Annotated in this window: 17 protein-coding genes; 5 read left to right on the top strand and 12 right to left on the bottom strand. The window is 59.2% G+C overall.

The features are described from left to right. Positions 1-64: 64 nt before the first annotated feature. Positions 65-2,197: a carboxy terminal-processing peptidase gene (locus ASU33_RS02235; protein WP_059067693.1), complete on the bottom strand. Its 2,133-nt coding sequence runs from the start codon at positions 2,195-2,197 to the stop codon at positions 65-67. A 241-nt stretch (positions 2,198-2,438) separates the two neighbouring features. Here ASU33_RS02235 and ASU33_RS02230 point away from each other — a divergent pair, with 241 nt between their 5' ends. Continuing rightward, the gene (locus tag ASU33_RS02230) at positions 2,439-2,846 is read left to right on the top strand and encodes an ACT domain-containing protein (protein ID WP_059067691.1); all 408 of its coding nucleotides are present in this window, start codon (positions 2,439-2,441) and stop codon (positions 2,844-2,846) included. 1 nt (position 2,847) lies between these two features. Here ASU33_RS02230 and ASU33_RS02225 read toward each other — a convergent pair whose 3' ends face one another. Continuing rightward, positions 2,848-3,729 carry a sterol desaturase family protein gene (locus tag ASU33_RS02225; RefSeq protein WP_059067688.1) on the bottom strand — a complete coding sequence of 294 codons (882 nt, stop codon included), beginning with the start codon at positions 3,727-3,729 and terminating at the stop codon, positions 2,848-2,850. A 165-nt stretch (positions 3,730-3,894) separates the two neighbouring features. Here ASU33_RS02225 and ASU33_RS02220 point away from each other — a divergent pair, with 165 nt between their 5' ends. After that, complete coding sequence (locus ASU33_RS02220; protein WP_059067686.1) at positions 3,895-4,830, top strand: D-2-hydroxyacid dehydrogenase; 936 nt, start codon at positions 3,895-3,897, stop codon at positions 4,828-4,830. A gap of 381 nt (positions 4,831-5,211) precedes the next feature. Here ASU33_RS02220 and ASU33_RS02215 read toward each other — a convergent pair whose 3' ends face one another. The 9 genes from ASU33_RS02215 to ASU33_RS02180 all read right to left on the bottom strand — a co-directional run bounded on the left by ASU33_RS02215 (position 5,212) and on the right by ASU33_RS02180 (position 14,453). Next, positions 5,212-6,039 (bottom strand): enoyl-ACP reductase FabI, encoded by an 828-nt coding sequence (locus ASU33_RS02215; protein ID WP_059067684.1) that lies wholly within the window; start codon positions 6,037-6,039, stop codon positions 5,212-5,214. 197 nt (positions 6,040-6,236) lie between these two features. Further along, complete coding sequence (gene recN, locus ASU33_RS02210; protein WP_059067682.1) at positions 6,237-7,916, bottom strand: DNA repair protein RecN; 1,680 nt, start codon at positions 7,914-7,916, stop codon at positions 6,237-6,239. A 244-nt stretch (positions 7,917-8,160) separates the two neighbouring features. Beyond that, on the bottom strand, positions 8,161-9,093 hold the full coding sequence (gene porD / locus ASU33_RS02205) for a type IX secretion system protein PorD (RefSeq protein WP_059067680.1): 933 nt from the start codon (positions 9,091-9,093) through the stop codon (positions 8,161-8,163). Continuing rightward, a complete protein-coding gene (locus tag ASU33_RS21875) occupies positions 9,083-9,742 on the bottom strand; it encodes a phosphopantothenoylcysteine decarboxylase domain-containing protein (protein WP_173664819.1) in 660 nt (219 codons plus the stop codon). Before ASU33_RS21875 ends, porD begins: the two co-directional genes overlap by 11 nt. A gap of 24 nt (positions 9,743-9,766) precedes the next feature. Continuing rightward, on the bottom strand, positions 9,767-10,357 hold the full coding sequence (locus tag ASU33_RS21870) for a flavoprotein (RefSeq protein WP_173664818.1): 591 nt from the start codon (positions 10,355-10,357) through the stop codon (positions 9,767-9,769). A gap of 22 nt (positions 10,358-10,379) precedes the next feature. Beyond that, positions 10,380-10,721, bottom strand: coding sequence for a DNA-directed RNA polymerase subunit omega (locus ASU33_RS02195; RefSeq protein WP_059067678.1), 342 nt, complete (start codon positions 10,719-10,721; stop codon positions 10,380-10,382). A 53-nt stretch (positions 10,722-10,774) separates the two neighbouring features. Then, a complete protein-coding gene (locus ASU33_RS02190) occupies positions 10,775-11,623 on the bottom strand; it encodes an outer membrane protein assembly factor BamD (RefSeq protein WP_059067675.1) in 849 nt (282 codons plus the stop codon). A 101-nt stretch (positions 11,624-11,724) separates the two neighbouring features. After that, a complete protein-coding gene (locus tag ASU33_RS02185) occupies positions 11,725-13,467 on the bottom strand; it encodes an OstA-like protein (RefSeq protein ID WP_059067674.1) in 1,743 nt (580 codons plus the stop codon). 26 nt (positions 13,468-13,493) lie between these two features. After that, complete coding sequence (locus tag ASU33_RS02180) at positions 13,494-14,453, bottom strand: glycerophosphodiester phosphodiesterase (RefSeq protein WP_078062803.1); 960 nt, start codon at positions 14,451-14,453, stop codon at positions 13,494-13,496. Positions 14,454-14,576: 123 nt separating this feature from the next. On the opposite strand from ASU33_RS02180, the gene tilS reads away from it, so the two are divergent. The 3 genes from tilS (at position 14,577) to ASU33_RS02165 (ending at position 17,800) form a co-directional block, all read left to right on the top strand. After that, on the top strand, positions 14,577-15,920 hold the full coding sequence (gene tilS, locus ASU33_RS02175; protein ID WP_059067670.1) for a tRNA lysidine(34) synthetase TilS: 1,344 nt from the start codon (positions 14,577-14,579) through the stop codon (positions 15,918-15,920). Positions 15,921-16,039: 119 nt separating this feature from the next. Continuing rightward, entirely contained in the window at positions 16,040-16,990 is a 951-nt protein-coding gene (mdh, locus tag ASU33_RS02170) for a malate dehydrogenase (protein WP_059067668.1), read from the top strand. Positions 16,991-17,098: 108 nt separating this feature from the next. After that, entirely contained in the window at positions 17,099-17,800 is a 702-nt protein-coding gene (locus tag ASU33_RS02165) for a DNA alkylation repair protein (RefSeq protein ID WP_059067667.1), read from the top strand. A 53-nt stretch (positions 17,801-17,853) separates the two neighbouring features. On the opposite strand, the gene ASU33_RS02160 is transcribed toward ASU33_RS02165, so the two are convergent. Beyond that, a complete protein-coding gene (locus tag ASU33_RS02160; protein ID WP_059067665.1) occupies positions 17,854-18,744 on the bottom strand; it encodes a rhomboid family intramembrane serine protease in 891 nt (296 codons plus the stop codon). Positions 18,745-18,757: the final 13 nt, after the last annotated feature.

Below are 18,757 nucleotides of genomic sequence, written 5' to 3'. Positions count from 1 at the left end.
CAGCAATAAGGCCCGCTGCACACTGTGCAGCGGGCCTTGTCGTTGACAATAGCACTTAGGGAAATTACACCTCGTCGCTCAGCACGGCTACGGCCTCGCGCAAAGTCAGGTCTTTGCGCAGTGGCTGTACAAAGCGGTTGGTGCGGTTGGTCTGCACGCTGTCCGTTGAGGTAGCTGTACCTAGGGGCGCCACGGCCAGCACGGGGGCTTGCTGCTGCACTTGCTTGTAGCGCTCGGTAGCTTCTTGCAGGGCTTTCTGCTCGGTGCGGTACGTGGCTAGGTTCAGCGAAGCCAGCGTGACCTTCTCGCGCTTGGCCATGTTCTGCACGGCATCGTTGAGCAGGCGGAAGGCTTGGTTGGAAGCTACGCGCTGCTTGCTGGCGGCGGCTAGCTTAGCCACGGGCGGCGCCACCGACCACGGCCGGTAGCTTGCCGGCGCAATTTCATCCCAGGGCAGTGGGTAGTCAGTGTCTTGCTCGCCTTCGGCCAAGGTGCTGTAGGCATCGGGCACCACAATGTCGGGCGTTACGCCCTTGAACTGCGTGGAGGAGCCATTTACGCGGTAGTACTTCTGGATGGTCATCTTGAGCGAGCCGAAGGGCTTAAGCGCCGCCAATTCGGGGTTCATGATGTTATCCAGTTCGAACACGCGCTGCACGGTGCCTTTGCCGTAGGTAGTGTTGCCGAGCACAACGCCGCGCTTGTAATCCTGAATGGCACCAGCTAGGATTTCCGACGCCGAGGCGCTGTAGCGGTTTACCAGCACCACCAGCGGGCCGCCGTATTGTACTTTGGGGTCGGGGTCGGATACAACTTCGGGCGTGCGCTGCCGGCCTTTTACCTGCACCATGGGGCCGCTTTCCATAAACAAGCCGGCCATTTCGGCGGCATCGTAGAGCGAGCCGCCGCCGTTGAAGCGCAAATCGAGCACAACGCCCTGCACGTTTTCGGCCTTCAGCTTCAGCAACTCTTTCTTCACGTCTTCGGCCGAGTTGCGGCCGCCGTTCTGGTTGAAGTCGGCATAGAAGCTGGGCAGCAGAATGTAGCCGAACTTCTTGCCGCCCTCGTTGATGACGGCCGATTGGGCGTAGGTTTCCTCAATCACCACCACGTCGCGGATAATGGGGATAACCTTCACGGTGGCGTCGGGCTTTTTCACCGTCAGGCGCACTTCGGTGCCCTTTTTGCCCCGAATCAGGCCTACTACTTTGTCGAAGCGCATGCCATCCACGGCTACTGGCTCGCCCGCGCCCTGCGCCACGCGCTGAATCACGTCGCCGGCCTTTAGCTCGCCCTGGCGGTACGCGGCCGAGCCGGGCACGATGTAAGCCACCACAATCTGGCCGTCACGCTCGCTCAACTGGGCGCCGGTGCCCTCAAGGCGGCCCGTTACGGCCAGGTCGAAGTTGGTTTTGTCCTGCGGCGCGAAATACTCCGAGTGCGGGTCGAAGGTATTGGCCACGGTGTTGGCAAACTCGGCCAGGCGGTCGGCTTCGTCGGTTTGCAGCAAGTCATTGAACCGCTCGTCGTAGTACTTCAGCACCTGCTTGCGGGCTTCGGCTTCCATCTCGGCGGGCGTACGCACGGGCTTCGAGATAACCGCGCCAGAGGGCTCTACTTTGGTAGAGGCCAACGATTTGGTTTGCTGCCGGTCTTGCTCGTCCATCATTTCGGCCACGCGCACCATGGTTTGGTACTTCAGCAGGCGGCGCCACATGTCGCGGCGGGCGGCTTCGTCGGCGGGGTAGCCAAGCTTATCCGAGTCGGTTTCGAAGGTTTCGTTGGCCGTGAACTCGAAGGGCTTGCTCAGCAGCTCGCGGTACAGCACTTGCGCCTCGCGGGTGCGCTGATCGATGAGCTTGGTGCTGAGGTCAAGAAACTCGTGCTTGCCCTGCTTAATCTCGTTATCGATGAGCTTTTCGTAGGCTTGCAGCTGCTTTACGTCGGGCTGCAGCAAAAACTTTTTGCTGCCGTCGAGGCGCTTGAGGTACAGCGCGTACACCTTGCGCGAGAGTTCGTCGTCGAGCTGGTTGGGCTGCACGTGCGCCAGGCCCAGGCCCTGAACCACCGTGCTCAGCAGGATTCCCTTTTTTTGGGGCGGCACGTCGCCGGCGAGGCGCTCCGAGCCCGGAGGCAGAAAAAACAAGAAACCCGGCAGCAAAGCCGAGTACAGACTTACAGAAGAACGAAACGCCATAATCAAGAGCGTAGCTAAAGCGTGAGAAAGCAGCCCCGAAGTTGCTTTGGCAAAGGGTATGGGCCGCCGAGCAAGCTGTACCTTTGGGCTTTGCCATCAAGAACACGCGTTGCCAACCTCAGTTGCACGCGTGGGCCGCACAATATGCAACCGGCAGCGGTATTCGCCCCCAAGCAGCCCCGTTAGTTTTCGGCTCTGGCCCTAGGTGGTGCTATCTGTTACTGATAACCAACCATTTGCTATGCCCGGCCAAACCGACCTTCGGCAACTACTCCGCACCCTGCAGCCCGAGTTGCAGCCCGGTAGCTACGTGTTTTGCACCGTACGCAGCCTCAGCGGCATCAACCCCGACGATGTGCTCTGCCTATTCCGTGAGCAAGAGAGCCTAACCGTTATCCTGCCGCAAGCCGCGGCCGATGTCCTAGGTCTCTCCTACTCCTTCGTGGCTAGCTGGATAACCCTTACGGTGCACTCGGCCCTGGAGGCGGTAGGCCTCACGGCGGCGTTTGCCACGGCGCTTACCCAAGCCAACATCAGCTGCAACGTGGTAGCGGCCTACTACCACGACCACCTGTTTGTAACCCAAGCCGATGCTGAACGCGCCCTAGGTGTGCTGCGGCAGCTCTCGGCCGAGGCGGAACAAGCCTAGGCTACTCAGCCAGTTGGTGCAGCGGCCGTGGCGGCTCGGGGCGGCTGGGTACAGCCCCATTGGGCCGCTCCCAGGGCCGAGGCGGCTGCAGGGGCATCAGCAGCAAGTTTGCAATGGTTTGCTCCCGGGCACTGGGGTAGCTGGGCACGCCAATGGTTATTTGCTGCTGCGGCACATTCAGGCGCAGGGTGCGGTGCAATATATCCCAGAGGGTGAGCACCACGCCAAAGTTGCTCTGGGTTTCGCGGTGCACAATGGAGTGGTGAATGCCGTGCGCCCTTGGGGTAACAAGCACCTGCACCAAGCTGCGCTCCAGCCCAAACGGTAAGCGCCAGTTGCTGTGGTGAAAAGCCGTACACAGCTCAAACACGCCCTCGTAAGCGACTACGGTGCCGGGCCGTACGCCCAATAAGGCCGGAATGCCGCCGCGGTAAGGGATGCTCGCCAGCATTTCGCCGAAGTGGAAGCGCCAGGCAGTAGTTACATCCATGTCCAAATCGATGTGGTGCACGCGGTGCAGGCGCCAGAGCACCGGCGAGTGCAGCAGCCGGTGCCAGGTATACGCCACGTAGTCGAGTAGCAGCAGCTCGAGGCCAAGGCGCACTCCGACCGGCAAGCCCTCGCGGTGCAGCCCTAGGTGCCGCCGCTGCGCCAACCAAGCCAACCCAAGCATGCTCGGCAGCAAGGCAAGCCGCATCCCCACCGACGAAGGAACTGCCACGCCCACGTTGCGCGGCCACCGCTCTTTGCGTGGGCGGGTGCGGCGGCGTAGCGGGCGCAGCGTTTCGGCCAGCAGCAGTCCCAAGGCAGTGGCAGCAAGCACCGGCGCAGCCCACTTATCGAAGCGGCGCAGCCAGTGGGCAACAGGAGTTGGTGCGTTCATGGGTGCGGCAAGCCACCGGCCAGGTACCCACCGCGGGCTCCTGCCAAGCGTATGTGGTGGCTATACGTGGCGAGTGCTGCGGCCGGGTATTCGCCCGCATTACCCTGGCGCTACCTAGGCACCCGCACCGATGCACGTAACTTGCGCCCACCATTTCACTTCTGCATGCACCTCTACATTTATACCCTGCTCAACGACACGCTCCGCGCCCGCCTCCGGGCTCAGCTGCCCCCCGATGTGCAGGTGTCTTTCCGCAACGAGCTTACCGCCGATCAGCAGTTACCAACCTTCCAGTCGGCCAACATTATCCTTGGCAACCCGCCGGCCGCATGGTTTAACGAGGGCACGCTGCCCAACCTGCAGTTCTGGCAAATCGATTCGTCGGGCTTCGAGCAGTACACGGGCCTGCAGCTGCCCGTGCCCGTAGCCAACATGGGCGACTATTTTGCCTGGCCTTGCGCCGAAAGCATTGTGGCGGGCATTATGGCGCTGTACCGCAACTTGCCACAGTTGGCATTGCTGCAGGCCGAAAAGCGTTGGGTGGGCCCGCCCGTGCGCGCTAACATGCAGCTGATGCGCCACAAGCGCGTGGTAATCCTAGGCGCCGGCTACATTGGCCTGGCAGTGCGGCAACAGCTCTCGGGCTTTCAATGCCACACGCAGCTGCTGGCCCGCACCAGCCCCGAAGCCCAGCTTCGCTCGCCCGAAGAGCTAAAGGCCGTGTTGCCCGAAACCGATTTGGTTATCAATTGCCTGCCCGGCACCGCCGAAGGCTTCTACTCCGCCGAGCTAATTGAGGCCATGAAGCCCGGCAGCGTGTACGCCAGCGTAGGCCGCGGCAACACCACCGACGAGCCCGCCCTCATTGCCGCGCTGCAGGTTGGCCACCTAGGCGGCGCCGTGCTCGATGTAACGGCCGTGGAGCCCCTACCCGTGGACAGCTCGCTTTGGAGCATGCCCAACGTCATTCTTACTCAACACTCGGCCGGCGGCCAGCCCGATGAAGATGGTGGCAAGGTGGATATGATTCTGCTGAACCTAAGGCGCTTCAGAAATGGCAAGCCGCTGGAAAGTTTGGTCGATGTGGCGCGGGGATATTAAGTAGAATTTGCAACCGGTTCTAACCTCATGCTGAGCGAAGTAGAACCGCAGCTCGGCGCAGCCAAGCACCTCTACTGATTAGCCTGCACTAACGAAACGTCATGCAGACGGCAGCGAAGCATTTCTCATGCTGATGTTGTTTTCTCTGTCACCCTCAGCAAAACGAATCACCATTTTATGCCTGAACACCCTGAGGTAGTTACCATCTGCCGTGAGAAGGTTCTTTGGCTCTAGCGCATCAGGATGACACGAGGAGCAAGAACAAAGCAGTAGAGATGCTTCGGCAAACTCAGCATGACCGTTCTGGGAACCGCGGTTGGATTCAAGCAAAAAGCCCGACCTAACCGGCCGGGCTTTTTACTTTATCAAACCTCCAGAAGCTTAAGCCTCCTTGGTAGCGTGGGTAATTGCTTCTACCATCGCCTCCGAAATGCCCGTGGTGCTGAAGCCGCCGTCGTGCATCAGGTTCTGCATGGTTACGTAGCGCGTCAGGTCCGAGAACAGCGACACGCAGTAATCGGCGCAAGCCTCGGCCGGGGCGTTGCCCAGCGGCGAGAGGCGGTCGGCGTACTCGTAGAATGCATCGAAACCGCTGATGCCGGTGCCGGCCGTGGTTTTGGTGGGCGACTGCGAGATGGTGTTTACGCGCACCTTCTTTTGGGTACCTAGGCGCTGGCCGTAGCTGCGGGCAATGCTTTCGAGCACGGCCTTGGCCTGCGACATATCGGTGTAGTCGAGGAACGCGCGCTGTGCCGCGATGTACGACAGAGCCACCACCGAGCCCCACTCGTTCAGGGCGTCCTGCTTCTCGGCCACGTGCAGCATCTTGTGGAACGACAACGCCGAGATGTCGAGCGTCTTCTGGAACCAGTCGTAGTTCAGCTCGCCGTAGTGCTTGCCTTTGCGGATGTTCGGGCTCATGCCAATGGAGTGCAGCACGAAGTCGATTTTGCCGCCTAGTTGCTCCACCGCGCCGCTGAATACTTTCTCCAGGTCTTCTACCACGGTAGCATCGGCCGGGATAATCGGGGCGTTGCACTGCTCCGCCAGCTTATTGATTTCGCCCATGCGCATGGCAAGCGGCGCATTGCTGAGCACGAACGTAGCGCCTTCTTCGTGGCAGCGCTGGGCTACCTTCCAGGCAATGGATTGTTCGTTGAGGGCACCGAAGATGATGCCGCGCTTACCGGCAAGTAGGTTGTTGGCCATAAAAACGGTTGAGTCGAGTCGGAGGAAGGAATATGGAATGGGCAAAAATAGGGTTTCGGCCCGAACGGCACAGAACGCAGTAGCGCGGACTTTGTAGTCCGCGTCCGCAGATAGTAGTCTCAATCGTTAAGCTGATCAGAAATTACTATCCTAGGACGCGGACTGCAAAGTCCGCGCTACACATCTGAGAACGGATACTACGCCGCTACCAACTCGCTTTCGCCGCGCATCGAGAGCAGCTCACGGGCGCTCTGCACGGCATTCTCCGTAACGCGGGCACCCGAAATCATCTGCGCGATTTCATGGATACGCTCCTCTTCCGTGAGGCGGCGGATGCGGCTGATGGTACGGTCGGCGCGGTCTTCCTTGTACACGAAGAAATGTGCGTCGCCGGCGGCGGCCATTTGCGGCAAGTGCGAAATGGTGATGAGCTGGTGCTTCTTGGCCATCTGCTGCATCATGCGGCCCACCTTCACGGCAATTTCGCCCGAAATACCCGTGTCGATTTCGTCGAACACGATGGTGGGCAGCGCGGTCTTATCGGCCAGCAGATACTTCACGCACAGCATTAGGCGCGAGAATTCGCCACCCGAAGCGGCTTTGCTGAGCGTTTGCGGGTGCGCACCTTTGTTAGCCGTAAATAGCAGGCTGATAACATCGGTACCGCTGGCTGTTGGCTGGCCGGTGCTGTGCTGCACCACCAAGCGGGCGTTGGGCATCCCTAGGTCGAAGAGCAGTTCGGCCAGCTCGCGCTCAAACTGCGGGAATGCTTTGCGGCGCTGCTCCGAAAGGTGCGCCGCGCGCTTGTTCACGGTAGCCAGTGCGCCCTCGGCATCCTTGCGCAGGCAGGCAATTTCCTTGTCGAGGTTCAGCACCGAGCCTACTTTTTGCTGCAGCTCGTCGCGCACGGCCAGCAGCCCCGGCAGGTCGCGCACTTGGTGCTTGCGCTGCAGGTTGTAGAGCACCGTCAGGCGGGCTTGCAGCTCATCGAGGCGCCTAGGGTCAGCCTCGGTGCGCTGCTCGGCCATTTCGGTTTCGTCGGCAATATCGCGCAGCTCAATCAGGCACGAGTCGAGCCGCTCCTTCAGCTGGCGCACCGACTCGGAATACCCGGCAATGTGCCCCAGCATAATACTGGCCTCTTTGAGCGACGAGGTAGCGCAATACTCCCCTTCCGACAGGCTTTGCAGTGCGTACGTAAGCTTTTGCTTGATTTCCTCGGCGTGCTCCAGTTCTTTCAGCTCCTGCTCTAGGGCCTCCTGGTTTTCACCATCGAGGCGGGCCTCCTCCAGCTCGTTTAGCAAAAAGCTGTGGTAGTCGAGCTCCTTATTGGCTTGGGCTACTTGGTCTTCGAGGTGCTTAAGGTCGGCGGCGAGTTTGCGGAATTGCCGGTAGGCATTGCCGTACTGCGTGCGGGTGGGCACTAGGCCGGCGTATAGGTCTATCAGGTTCAGCTGAAACACCGGGTCGCCGAGCAGCAACGTGTCGTGCTGCGAGTGGATGTCCATGAGGTTGGCACCAACTCTGCGCAGCGTTTCCACCGTCACGGGAGTATCGTTTACAAAGGCGCGCGACTTGCCATTCGGGCTTATCTCACGACGCAGAATGCATTGCGCATCGTAATCAATGTCTTCGGCCTCGAAGATATCCTGTAGCTGGTAGCCCGAAATATCGAACTGGCCCTCAATCACGCACTTCTTGGCCGTGTTAAAGAGCAGCTTCGAATCGGCCCGGTTGCCCAAAAGCAAGCCAATAGCACCGAGCATGATGGACTTACCGGCGCCGGTTTCGCCCGTGATGATGTTCAGCAACGACGAAGGCCGCAGCTCCAACGATTCAATGAGGGCGTAGTTCTGTATGCGGAGGTCAACCAGCATAAGGCTGATGGTTGCGTGGATAGATGATGACAAATGCCACCTAGGCTAAGCGGCTGCTAAGTGGATACTCACAAACTTACTAAAACGTTTAGCCCATCCGCAAGCATAGCATCTAACCTATTTAGCAAATTATAAGCAAAAGTCGCTTTGCAGCCATCCTGATGCAGATAAAAAAATTAGCAGCGACAATCCAATGCTGGGTTGCCGCTGCTAACGAGTGGTATTCTAGCCGCCTAGGTAGGCCTCAGCGTTGCTGCAAAATGGCTTGGTACTTAGCCGAGTTGGTGGGGTCCACTTCTTGCAACAATGCCACTACGCCTTGCTTCTGATCGGCGGATTGGCTGCTGCGGTAGATGTTGGCAATTTCATCGGCCTTAGTCTCGAAAAACGCGCGAATGAGCGTAGAGCCCGGCCGGCGCTGGTTGGCCTGCTGAATGCCCTGCAAAGCCGTGAAAATGCTGGTACGGGCATCGTCAGGCTTCTGAATAAAAATGTCGAGGCCTTGGCGGTAGTAGGCATACACGGCCGAGCGCAAGGCTTCGAGCTGCGGATCCTGCATGCCGTTGAGCAACCAGTAGCGGCTGCGTTGGTCGCGCTTGCCATTGTCTTTCCAGCCGTCGTCGCCGTCGGCATTTTGGCCGGCCGCCACCTGCAGAATGTTGCGGGCGCGGTCGAAGTAGCGCGAACCACCTAGGGGCGAGAAGCTGTCCTGGTCCATGCCGATGATCATGTAGGCGTAAAAGCCCAGAATCGACGACAGGTTATTGACGTAGGAGTTCTCCGAAAAGTCGAGCGGCTGGCCGGGTAAGTAATTAAACCGCCACGACTCGGCGTAGCTCATCAGGTTGGTTTCGTAGGCAGTGCCGTACACCGGCCGCGTGCTGAAAATGCGCGCCGTGGCTTGGTAAGTACCGTTCTGCGGAATGGCGTTGATGCCAATGAAGATGCGGCACCGAATGCGCTCATTCGGCTTGTATACCTCGTTGGTCCAGCGGCGGTTATTCAGGAATTCCCTGATATCCGACTGCATGCGGGAAATCAGCTGCGGGTCGGTAATGGCTACGTTCTGGGTTGTAATTTCTACTTCAGCCTGCAGCTCTTGGGCCACAGCTTGCCGGCTGCCGCCGAGCAGCAGTAGCAACAGACCTAGGCAGTAAATAACACCGTTACGCAACATGGGGCTGAAGGCGAGCAACAATGGCAGAAACAATATCGTGAGCTACGGCGGCCTTGGGTTTCAACTCAAAAGCCGTGGCGCCGTTGGCATCCACGAGGGTGATTTTGTTGGTGTCGTGGCGGAAACCTGCACCGGCATCGCGCAGCGAGTTCAGTACCACGAGGTCGAAGTTCTTGCGCCGCAGCTTATCCTGGGCGTGGCGCAGCTCGTCCTGCGTCTCCAACGCAAAACCTACAGAAAATTGTTCGGGTCGCTTGGTTTGGCCAAGCGTAGCGGCAATGTCGATGTTCTTGACGAGCTCCAGTACCAAGGTTTCGTCGGTGCCGTCGTCGCGCTTCTTGATCTTTTCCGTAGCAACGGTACTAGGCCGGTAATCGGCCACGGCGGCGGCAAACACCCAAATGTCGGCGTGCGGCGCTACGGCTGCAGCGGCGTCGTACATTTCGTGCGCAGTTTGCACCCGTATTACCTGCACGGCTGGGTGCTCAATGCCTAGGTTGGTTGGCCCGCTCACCAGCGTTACCTCAAACCCGGCGCTGGCAAACTCTTCCGCCAAGGCATAACCCATTTTGCCGGTAGAGTGGTTGCCAATAAACCGCACCGGATCAATGGGCTCGTAGGTAGGACCGGCGGTGAGCAGAACGCGCATCTTCTTCAAGGAAGAACAGATAAATTAAGATTTGACCTCAGCCTTCTTCCCTTCAGAAGTGCCGGCCTCGTTAGCAAACAGTTGTTCCAGCTCACGCACAATTTCCTCAGGTTCCTGCATGCGGCCGGGGCCGCTAAGCCCGCTGGCCAGTTCGCCGGCCGGCGACTCCAGCACCCGCACTCCATCCAGCCGCAGGCGCTCTAGGTTGCGCTGCGTAGCTGGGTGCTGGTACATGTCGAGGTCCATGGCTGGGGCTACCATGGTGGGGCACCGTGCCGAGAGGTACACGGCCGTGAGCAGGTTTGGGCACAAGCCGTTGGCCAAGGCACCTACGGTATTGGCGCTGGCAGGAGCAATCAGGAGCACATCGGCCCACAGCCCTAGGTCCACGTGGTTGTGCCACACGCCCGACTGCTCGTCCTTGATGAAGCCCTGCAACACGGGCCGCTTCGAGAGCGTGGCGAGGGTGATGGGCGTAACAAAAGCCGAAGCCGAGGGCGTCAGGATTACCTGCACCTCGGCTTCGGCTTTTATCAGCAGCCGCACCAATGCGGCCGATTTGTAAGCGGCAATGCTGCCACTCACGCCCAGCAATATGCGGCGGTTGGCCAGCATCACAGCCTAGGCTAAGCTAAAACTACTCGGCTTTCTCAGCCGTGGGCTCCTCCGGCTCGGGCATCCGGAAGGTTACTTTGCCTTCCAAGAACTCCTCGATAGCGAGGTTAGTGGGCTTAGGCAGACGCTCGTAGTGCTTCGAAATCTCGATCTGCTCGCGGTTTTCGAATACCTCCTCGAGGTTGTCGACGGTGGTTGCAAACTCTGCCAGCTTACCGTTCAGCTCTTCTTTGAGCTTCACCGAAATCTGGTTGGCGCGCTTCGAGATGATGGCAATCGACTCGTACACGTTGCCGGTTTCGTTCACGAAGTCCGACAGGTTGCGGGTAACGATGGAAGCAGGAACGTTGCTAGGTACTTTCATAACCAAGTGATGGTTGAGGAATCTTGACAATTATACCAAACGCGGCGGTTTGGTTACTGAGCCTTTGGCGTGGTTGCGGTTGCGCCCTCGCTGGCCGGCTGGTTTTCTTTTAGGAATTTCTGAGCGGCGTCGTACAGCTGCTCGGCTTCTTTCAGGTTTTTGCTTTGCGGGAAAGCATCAACAAAGGCCTGATAAAACGCAACGGCTTCGGCATAACGCTCGCGCTGCTTGTTTTCCACGCTCTCGCGGGCCAGCTCGTACTGCGACACAAACTTGAGGTAAGCTACCTGCTCGCCGTAGGGCGAAGAGGGGTATTGCTGCTGAAAACCACTCAAGGCCACCACGGCCGATTGGTAGTAGCGCAGCGAGTAGTAGAGCTTGGCCGCTTCAAAGGCTTTTACATCCAGCTTCTTCTGCAGCTCGTTCGACATACCCTCGGCTTCGGGGCGGAATTTGCTCTCGGGGCGACGGTTCAGAAACTCCTGAATGGACTCGAGTGCTGCCAAAGTGTTGGTCTGGTCAAGCTCAAACTCGGGCGAATCCTTGAACAGCGACTTGGCGTGCATGAACTCGGCTTCTTCGGCAAAGGGCGAAGCCGGGTACGTAGCCGCAAACTGATCGAAGTAGTACGCGCTTAGCGTGTAGTTACGCTGGCGGTAATTGGTGTTGGCGAAGTAGAACTCGGCCTTCTCGGCTTCGGGTCGCCCCTTCAGCAGCGGGATTAGCGGCTCCAACAAGGCACCGGCCTTGTAGTAGTCTTGCTTGTTCTCGTAGTAGTCGATGGCCGCCGTGTACTTCTTGTTTACGTCGGTGCTTTTCAGCAGCTTCTGGTAAGAGCTGCAGGCACCGAGCAGCAAGGTGCTCATCAGCAGGGCGACGACGCGAAGGCGGAATACGGACATAAGGGGGACAAAGGTAAGGGTTTGGCGGCCCAACGCAAAAGCCGCTCAGCCACAGGAGCCCAGCACTGCCGCAAAGGTTGCGCTCGTGCAGGCCATAACACTTAAAGCTTGGGTTTGGTGCTCCCCAAGGTAGCGGGCTTTTGGGTAGGAGTTGTTCTGGCCGCTGGCGCCGGGGCCTTGGCCGGCTTAGCGGCCGGTTTAGAGGGCCTAGCTGCTGGCTTAGCAGTTGCTTTGCCCTTTGGAGCGGCTTTCTTTGTAGCTACCTTCTTGGCGGGTTTCCCTTTGGGCTTGGCCGCAGGAGCAAAGTGCTTGCCCAATACGGCGCGGCGGGTAGGTTTTTGCGCAATCAGCCACTGAAATCCTTTCAGCTGTTTGTCTTCCTCCTTCAGTTCGTGCGGCGGAATAAAGCTGGCGTCGGGGTTGGTAAGGAAGGTAATGGTTTGCAGCTTGTTCTCGGCAAAGCGCAAAGCCATGTTGGCCGATACTGCCTTGTTCAGGCCCGTGGTGGCAGTGTCGTTTTCGAGGGCGTAGTACAAGCTTTCGGCATTGCCTAGCACATCAACCTTGCGCAGCTTGCTATTGGTGAAATAGGCCACCATGTTGCGGCCTTTCACTTGGTTGAAGTTCAGCAGCGTATCCTGGCCAACGATGAAGGAGTTGGCGTACAGGCGCATTTGGTCGATTTTCTGCCGCCGCAGCCGAATTTCCATGGAGTCGGCCGTGAGCTGATTTTTCTGGTTCCAGAGTACCGGCTTGGTGTTCAGGTAAATTACCGAGTCGCGGCGGTTGTAGGTAAGCGAGTCGCAACGGCCCTGCAGCTCGCCGCGGTAGATCTTTACGCGCCGGTAGGCGTAGATGATGCCCGGGTCGTTGGCGGCGCGGCGCTCCACACTCATCAGCGTATCGGCGGCGAGGTACAGCGTGTCGCGGTCGGCGATGCTGCGCATCACTGGCGAGCCGTACACTTTGGCCCGACCTAGGGTGCGCCAGTAGCGGCCCACGTCGCCGCGGATTACCACGTTGTCCTTTTTAGCCGTCATCGACACGTTGCCGCGGGCCACGCCGTACTGCCGGGCCTCATCGTAAATCAGTTGGTCGCCGCCCAGAAGGTAGTTCGGTGTTTCGATCTTGGCATTACGCTGAAAGTCGGACACCCGCGTACGGGTGTTGTAAGTACCCTTTTCGGCGTAGAGGTTGCCCTGCTGGCCCGTGATGCGCGTAGGCCCGAAGAAGTACGCCACCTTGGTTTGGGTGTTGAACTGCAGCGTATCGTTGGTGATGGTGTAGTCGCGGCTTTGCAGGCGCACATTCCCCCGAAAGCTGAACACCTGCGTTTCGGTGTTGTAGTAGCCGCGCTGCGAATCAAGCGTGTTTTCGGGGTCGACGATGTGGCCGCCGTCGCGGTAAAAGGCGATGCGGCGGTTGAGGTCGTAATCGAGCGCGGGCGTGGTGAGCGTGATGCGCGGGTCGCGCAGCGTTACGTTGCCCGTCATGCGAGCCAAGCGAGCGTCGCCGTCGTAAAAGCCCCGGTCGCCGGTGATGGTAACCGTATCGTTTTGCACCACGCGCACGTTGCTAAAGGCCTCGATGGCGTTGCGGTCGGCGTATTGATAGGCCGAGTCGCAGTACAGGTACGTATCGCCCTGCCGAAAACTCACGTTGCCGATTAGCTTCCGGATTTGCCGGCCGTTGAACACGCCACCTATCAGCTCACCCGCGCCCGGCAGCAACTCGATGCGCTGGCCTTTTTGGGGAGGAGCGGTTTGGGCAGGGCGGCGCTGAGCCCATACCAGCGGCGTGGTCAGCAGCAACAAAAAGCAGAATAAGAAAAAACGAAGGCGCATCGGCGCAAAAGTACAGAACCCCAGCCCTAACGCACACTCGTCAGGTTTGGTGCATTTGCGGTGTTGGTATGCTGAACTCGGCTGCGGCCCAATTGCTTCAGCATTTGCGGCACGTTGTCTACCTCAACGGCATCGGGCTGCAGCGCCAGTAAGCGCCTCATTGTTTTGGGCGAACGTCCGCCAAACAGCACCACCTGCAGGCCCGCCGACCGCGCCAGGGCCACGTGCTCAGGCGTGCCCAAGCGCTTAGGCAGCACCACCGCCTGCACGCCTTCCACGGCTGCTACCGGCAGCCGCTCCCTGAACTCATCGGTGATTTCCAGACCTAGGGCTACATCGGGCAACTCGGTTTTGAATTGCCGAAGCGAGGGCACGTGCTCAGTCACGATCAGCACCCGCTCGGCTGGCACCTGGTACTGCCGCAGCAACCGACCTAGGGCGCGCACCAACACGGGCGAGCGGACATAAGGCTGCTGGGGTTGGCAAGCGTCGCCTTCGTGCAAATCGAGGTGCAGATGCGGAAAAGTTGGCCGCTTGCTTAGCTCCTGCAGCAACTGCTCGAGCGTAGCAACGCGCTCCTTCTGAAACCAGTCGTAAGGCGGGCCGCCGCGGTAGCTTAGCTGTTTCAGGGCAGCGGCGGTGTGTTGGCTTACGCAGCCTTGGCCGTTGGTCATGCTCTGCAGCTCGGCATCGTGGTACAGCACAGGTATGCTGTCGTGGCTAAGCTGCACGTCCACTTCTACCCCATCGGCCCCGGCACCTAGGGCTTTTGCTACGCCGGCCAAACTGCTTGGCGGCAACGGGTTGAAGGGGTTTATAGGCGTGAAGAAGCCAGAGCCCGCGTGGCCGATCACCTGAACTGCCGCTTGGTTGGTGGCACGGTTGGCACTGCTGCCGCCAACTTGGCGGCTGCAAGCTGCCATAGCCCAACAAAGCACACCGATCAGCCAGCAGACGCGGCGCACAACAGCGTAAGGTTCGGGCATATAACTAAGGTTATACTTGACAAATGCAGTACTGATATGCAGTGCCTTATGTTTAGCTGCGGGGCAGTTTCGGTGCGGGGCAAGCAGGCGCTACCTTTGCTCCTCCCTTAGTAGTGTGCTTGTATGCTCGACCGCGTTCGTGAGTTTATCGCCGAAAACAACCTCTTCAACCCCGAAACCGACCAACTGCTGGTAGCCGTGAGCGGCGGCATGGACTCGGTGGTGCTGCTTGATGTGCTGCACTGCCTAGGTGTGGGCGTAGCGGTGGCGCATTGCCACTTTGGCTTACGCGGCGAGGAGGCAGACGCCGACGAGGAGTTTGTGCGCAAGCTGGCCAAGAAGTACGACGCCCCTTACTTCGCCGAGTTCTTCGACACGAAGGGTTTTGCCGCACAAGAAGGTCTGTCAACCCAAATGGCCGCCCGCGTGCTGCGTTACCAGTGGTTCGAGCAGGTGCGCCGCACCCAACAGCTCGGTTACATCGCCACCGCCCACCACCGCCGCGACGCCGCCGAAACCATGCTCCTGAACCTGACGCATGGCACCGGGTTGCGCGGCTTGCACGGCATACCGGCCCGGCAAGGCCACGTGGTACGCCCGCTGCTGGGCATCGGCAAGGAAGATATGTTCGACTACGTAGTGGAGCGCCGCTTGGTGTGGCGCGAAGACTCTTCGAACGAAAGCACCGCGTACCAGCGCAACAAGCTGCGCCATGATGTGCTGCCCACCCTCCGCGAGCTAAACCCCAACCTCGACGAAACCCTGCGGCACACCGCCGAGCGCGTACAAGGCGCCGAGTTGTTGGTGCAGCACATGGTGGAACAAGCCACTCAGCAAGCGCGCCGCGACGAAAACGAGGCAGTGTACATTAACATTGGCGTACTGCAGAACACGCCGGCCACGGCCGTGGTGCTGCAGGAAATGCTGCGGCCCTTTCACTTCTCGTGGCTGGTGGTAAAGGATATTGTGGCGTCGTTCCGGGCCACCTCGGGGCGGCAGTTTGAGTCGCCCACGCACCTGCTGGTGAAAGACCGCGACCAGCTCGTCATTACGCCCAAAAACCTAGGTAGCTTTGGCACCTACCAGTTGCAGCAAGGCCAACCCGAGCTCGTAGCCGAAGGCCTGCGCCTAACGGTAACCGAGCGCCCGGCCGAAGGCTATAAAATCCCTAGGTCGCGCGAGGTGGCCGCCTTCGATGCCGACAAGCTGAAGTTTCCGCTGATGCTGCGCAAGTGGCGCGAGGGCGACTGGTTTATGCCCATCGGCCTGAAGGGGAAAAAGAAGCTCAGCGATTTTCTGATCGATGAAAAAGTGCCCCTGAACCTGAAGCCGCAAGTGCCACTGCTCGTTACGCCCGATGGCAAAGTAACGTGGGTGGTAGGCATGCGCCCCGACGATCGGTTTAAGGTGACGGAAGAAACGCAGCGGGTGCTGGAGGTGCGCCTGCAAAGGCAACCAACGAAGTAATACTTAGGTAGCGTAGGCCACAAAGTCCGCGCTACTTCGTTGTTGGAGGTGCTACTTCGCGCCAGTCTTTCTACATTGCAAGCGCGTAACCCCATCTTTCAATTCCCATTTCGTACCCCATGAAAGTAACCGTTGTAGGGGCAGGTAACGTGGGCGCTACCTGCGCCGACGTACTCGCTACCCGCGAAATCGCCAACGAAATTGTTCTGGTCGACATCAAAGAAGGTATTGCCGAAGGCAAAGCCCTCGACATTTGGCAGAAGGCTCCCATCATCGGTTACGACTCGCGTACCATCGGCGTAACCAACGATTACAGCCGCACCGCTGATTCGGACGTGGTGGTAATTACCTCGGGCCTGCCCCGCAAGCCCGGCATGAGCCGCGACGACCTTATTTCGGTAAACGCCGGCATCGTGAAGTCGGTAACGGAGCAAGTGGTGAAGTACTCGCCCAACGCCATCATCATTGTTGTGTCGAACCCGCTCGACGTGATGACCTATCAGGCACACCTCACCTCGGGTATGGACCGCATGAAGGTGTTCGGCATGGCCGGTATCCTCGACACGGCCCGCTACCGTGCTTTCTTGGCTGAAGCCCTGAACGTGAGCCCCAAAGACATTCAGGCCGTACTGATGGGTGGCCACGGCGACACCATGGTACCCCTGCCCCGCTACACCACCGTGGGCGGTATTCCGGTTACGGAGCTGATCGAGAAAGACAAGCTCGACGCCATTGTACAGCGCACCGCTGTAGGCGGCGGCGAGTTGGTGAAATTGATGGGCACCTCGGCTTGGTACGCTCCGGGTGCAGCTGCTGCGCAAATGGTTGAGGCCATCGTACGCGACCAGCGCCGCGTGTTCCCGGTGTGCGTAGAGCTGAAAGGCGAATACGGCATCGACGGCGTGTACCTGGGTGCTCCGGTAATCCTGGGCAAAAACGGCATCGAGCGCATCATCGAGCTGCAGCTGAACGACGAGGAAAAGGCACTGCTCGAAACCTCGCGCGGCCATGTGAAAGAAGTAATGGATGCGCTGGACAAAATGGGCCAAGCGCAGCCTGCCAGCGCGTAAGCATAACTAGCCGTCAAGGCTGTTCGGGCCGCTATGCCATCGGGCGTAGCGGCCCGTTTGTTTGTGGCCCCTAAGTGATACTACCTTTCGGCACCGCCAACACCTGCTATGCCTACTGCCGCCGAACTGCTTACCCGCATTCATGCGCTTGCCAATCCCGAACGGGCCACCTCGGTAGCGCGCTTCTTCAAAACTGGCCCAGGCCAGTACAGCGAAGGCGACCAGTTTTTGGGGCTCACCATGCCGCAGCAGCGGGCGTTGGCGCGCGAGTACCGCCACTTGCCCATGCCGGAGGCAGAGCAGCTAGTGCAAAACCCCTGGCATGAGTGCCGGGCCGTGGGGCTGATTATCTGGACGCTGCAATATCCCAAAGCTGGCCCGGCTGGTCGGCAGGCTATTTACGAGGCATACCTAGCTAACCGCCGCTTCGTGAATAACTGGGATTTAGTAGACGTAACGTGCACCCACATTTTGGGCGCGCACCTGCTGAAACAAGACCGCACCCCGCTCTACGACCTAGCTGCTGAGCCTTGTCTTTGGAGCCAGCGCATGGCCGTGGTTTCTACGCTAGCATTTATTCGCAAAGGCCAGTTTGCCGATACGCTTGCCTTGGCCGAGCTGCTGATGCCGCATACCCACGACCTGATCCACAAAGCGGTTGGCTGGATGCTGCGCGAAGTGGGCAAACGCAACGAAGATGCTTTGGAGGAATTTCTGGCCGATAATGCTCGGCAGATGCCGCGCACTATGCTGCGCTACGCCATCGAGCGGCTAGAGCCGGCCAAACGGCGCTTGTACATGCAGAAATAAACAGCCCCGCCAGTTACTACCAGCGGGGCCCTTGATGGCAGCTCAGCCAAGCACTACTGCTGGCTGGCCCGAAACAGCTTCTGCTTTTCCTCCTTCGAGAGGCTTTCGTAACCGGAACGCGAAATCTTGTCGAGGATCAAGTCAATTTCTTCTTGCGGCGGCTGAGCCAACCCGCCGCGCTTACTAGCTGCGGCATTGGCCTGCGGGCTGCGGTGCGTTACGCGCAGGCGCGGCCGGCCGTGCAGCAGCCCATTAACCCACTCCCCCACGGCAATTACCGGACGGCCAAGGTCGCGGCCACGCTGCAACTGGTTGATATAGAGAAAACCCAGAAAAGCGCCGCCTAGGTGAGCAATTTGCCCGCCAGGGTTGGCACCGTTGATACCGGCAATTGAAATGAGCACCACGGCCGCAGCAATGTACTTGATGCGTACCGGCCCAATGAGGAACAGATTGAAGGTGTAATCGGGCAGAAGTGTAGCCGCTGCTACGATAACTGCCGTTACGGCACCCGAAGCACCAACCATCGGTACGCCCAAACCGGGACGCAATACCGGCAGCAAATTGTAGCTCAGCACGAAGAACAGCGCCCCCACCAGCGCACCAAGGATGTACAGGCTTACCAAACGACGGTCGCCTAGGTACTCGCGCACCAGCATGCCAAACCAGTAGAGGTTGAGCATGTTGAAGAGGATGTGAAAGAACTTCTCGTGCGTAAAAGCATAGGTGAGCACCGTCCAGGGGTGGCGCAGCAAGCCGGGTACATCAGAGGGCAAAGCCAATTGCCGCAACAGGATGTCATAGGCCGACGAGGACCCAGTGAGGTACAACACGGCGCCCAGCACCACCAGCACCGCAAACACCAGCACGTTGATGACCAACAGCTGATTCAGCGCGTTGTCGCGGCGCGTAAAGGTGGTTTGAATATCGGCGAAGATGCTCATGGCAATGGGTGGG

Origin of the sequence: Solirubrum puertoriconensis, from assembly GCF_001483135.1 — a bacterium.
Classification (GTDB): Bacteria; Bacteroidota; Bacteroidia; order Cytophagales; family Hymenobacteraceae; genus Solirubrum; species Solirubrum puertoriconensis.
Note: the sequence above shows the minus strand (reverse complement) of the source record. Positions and strands in the feature narration are given on the sequence as shown.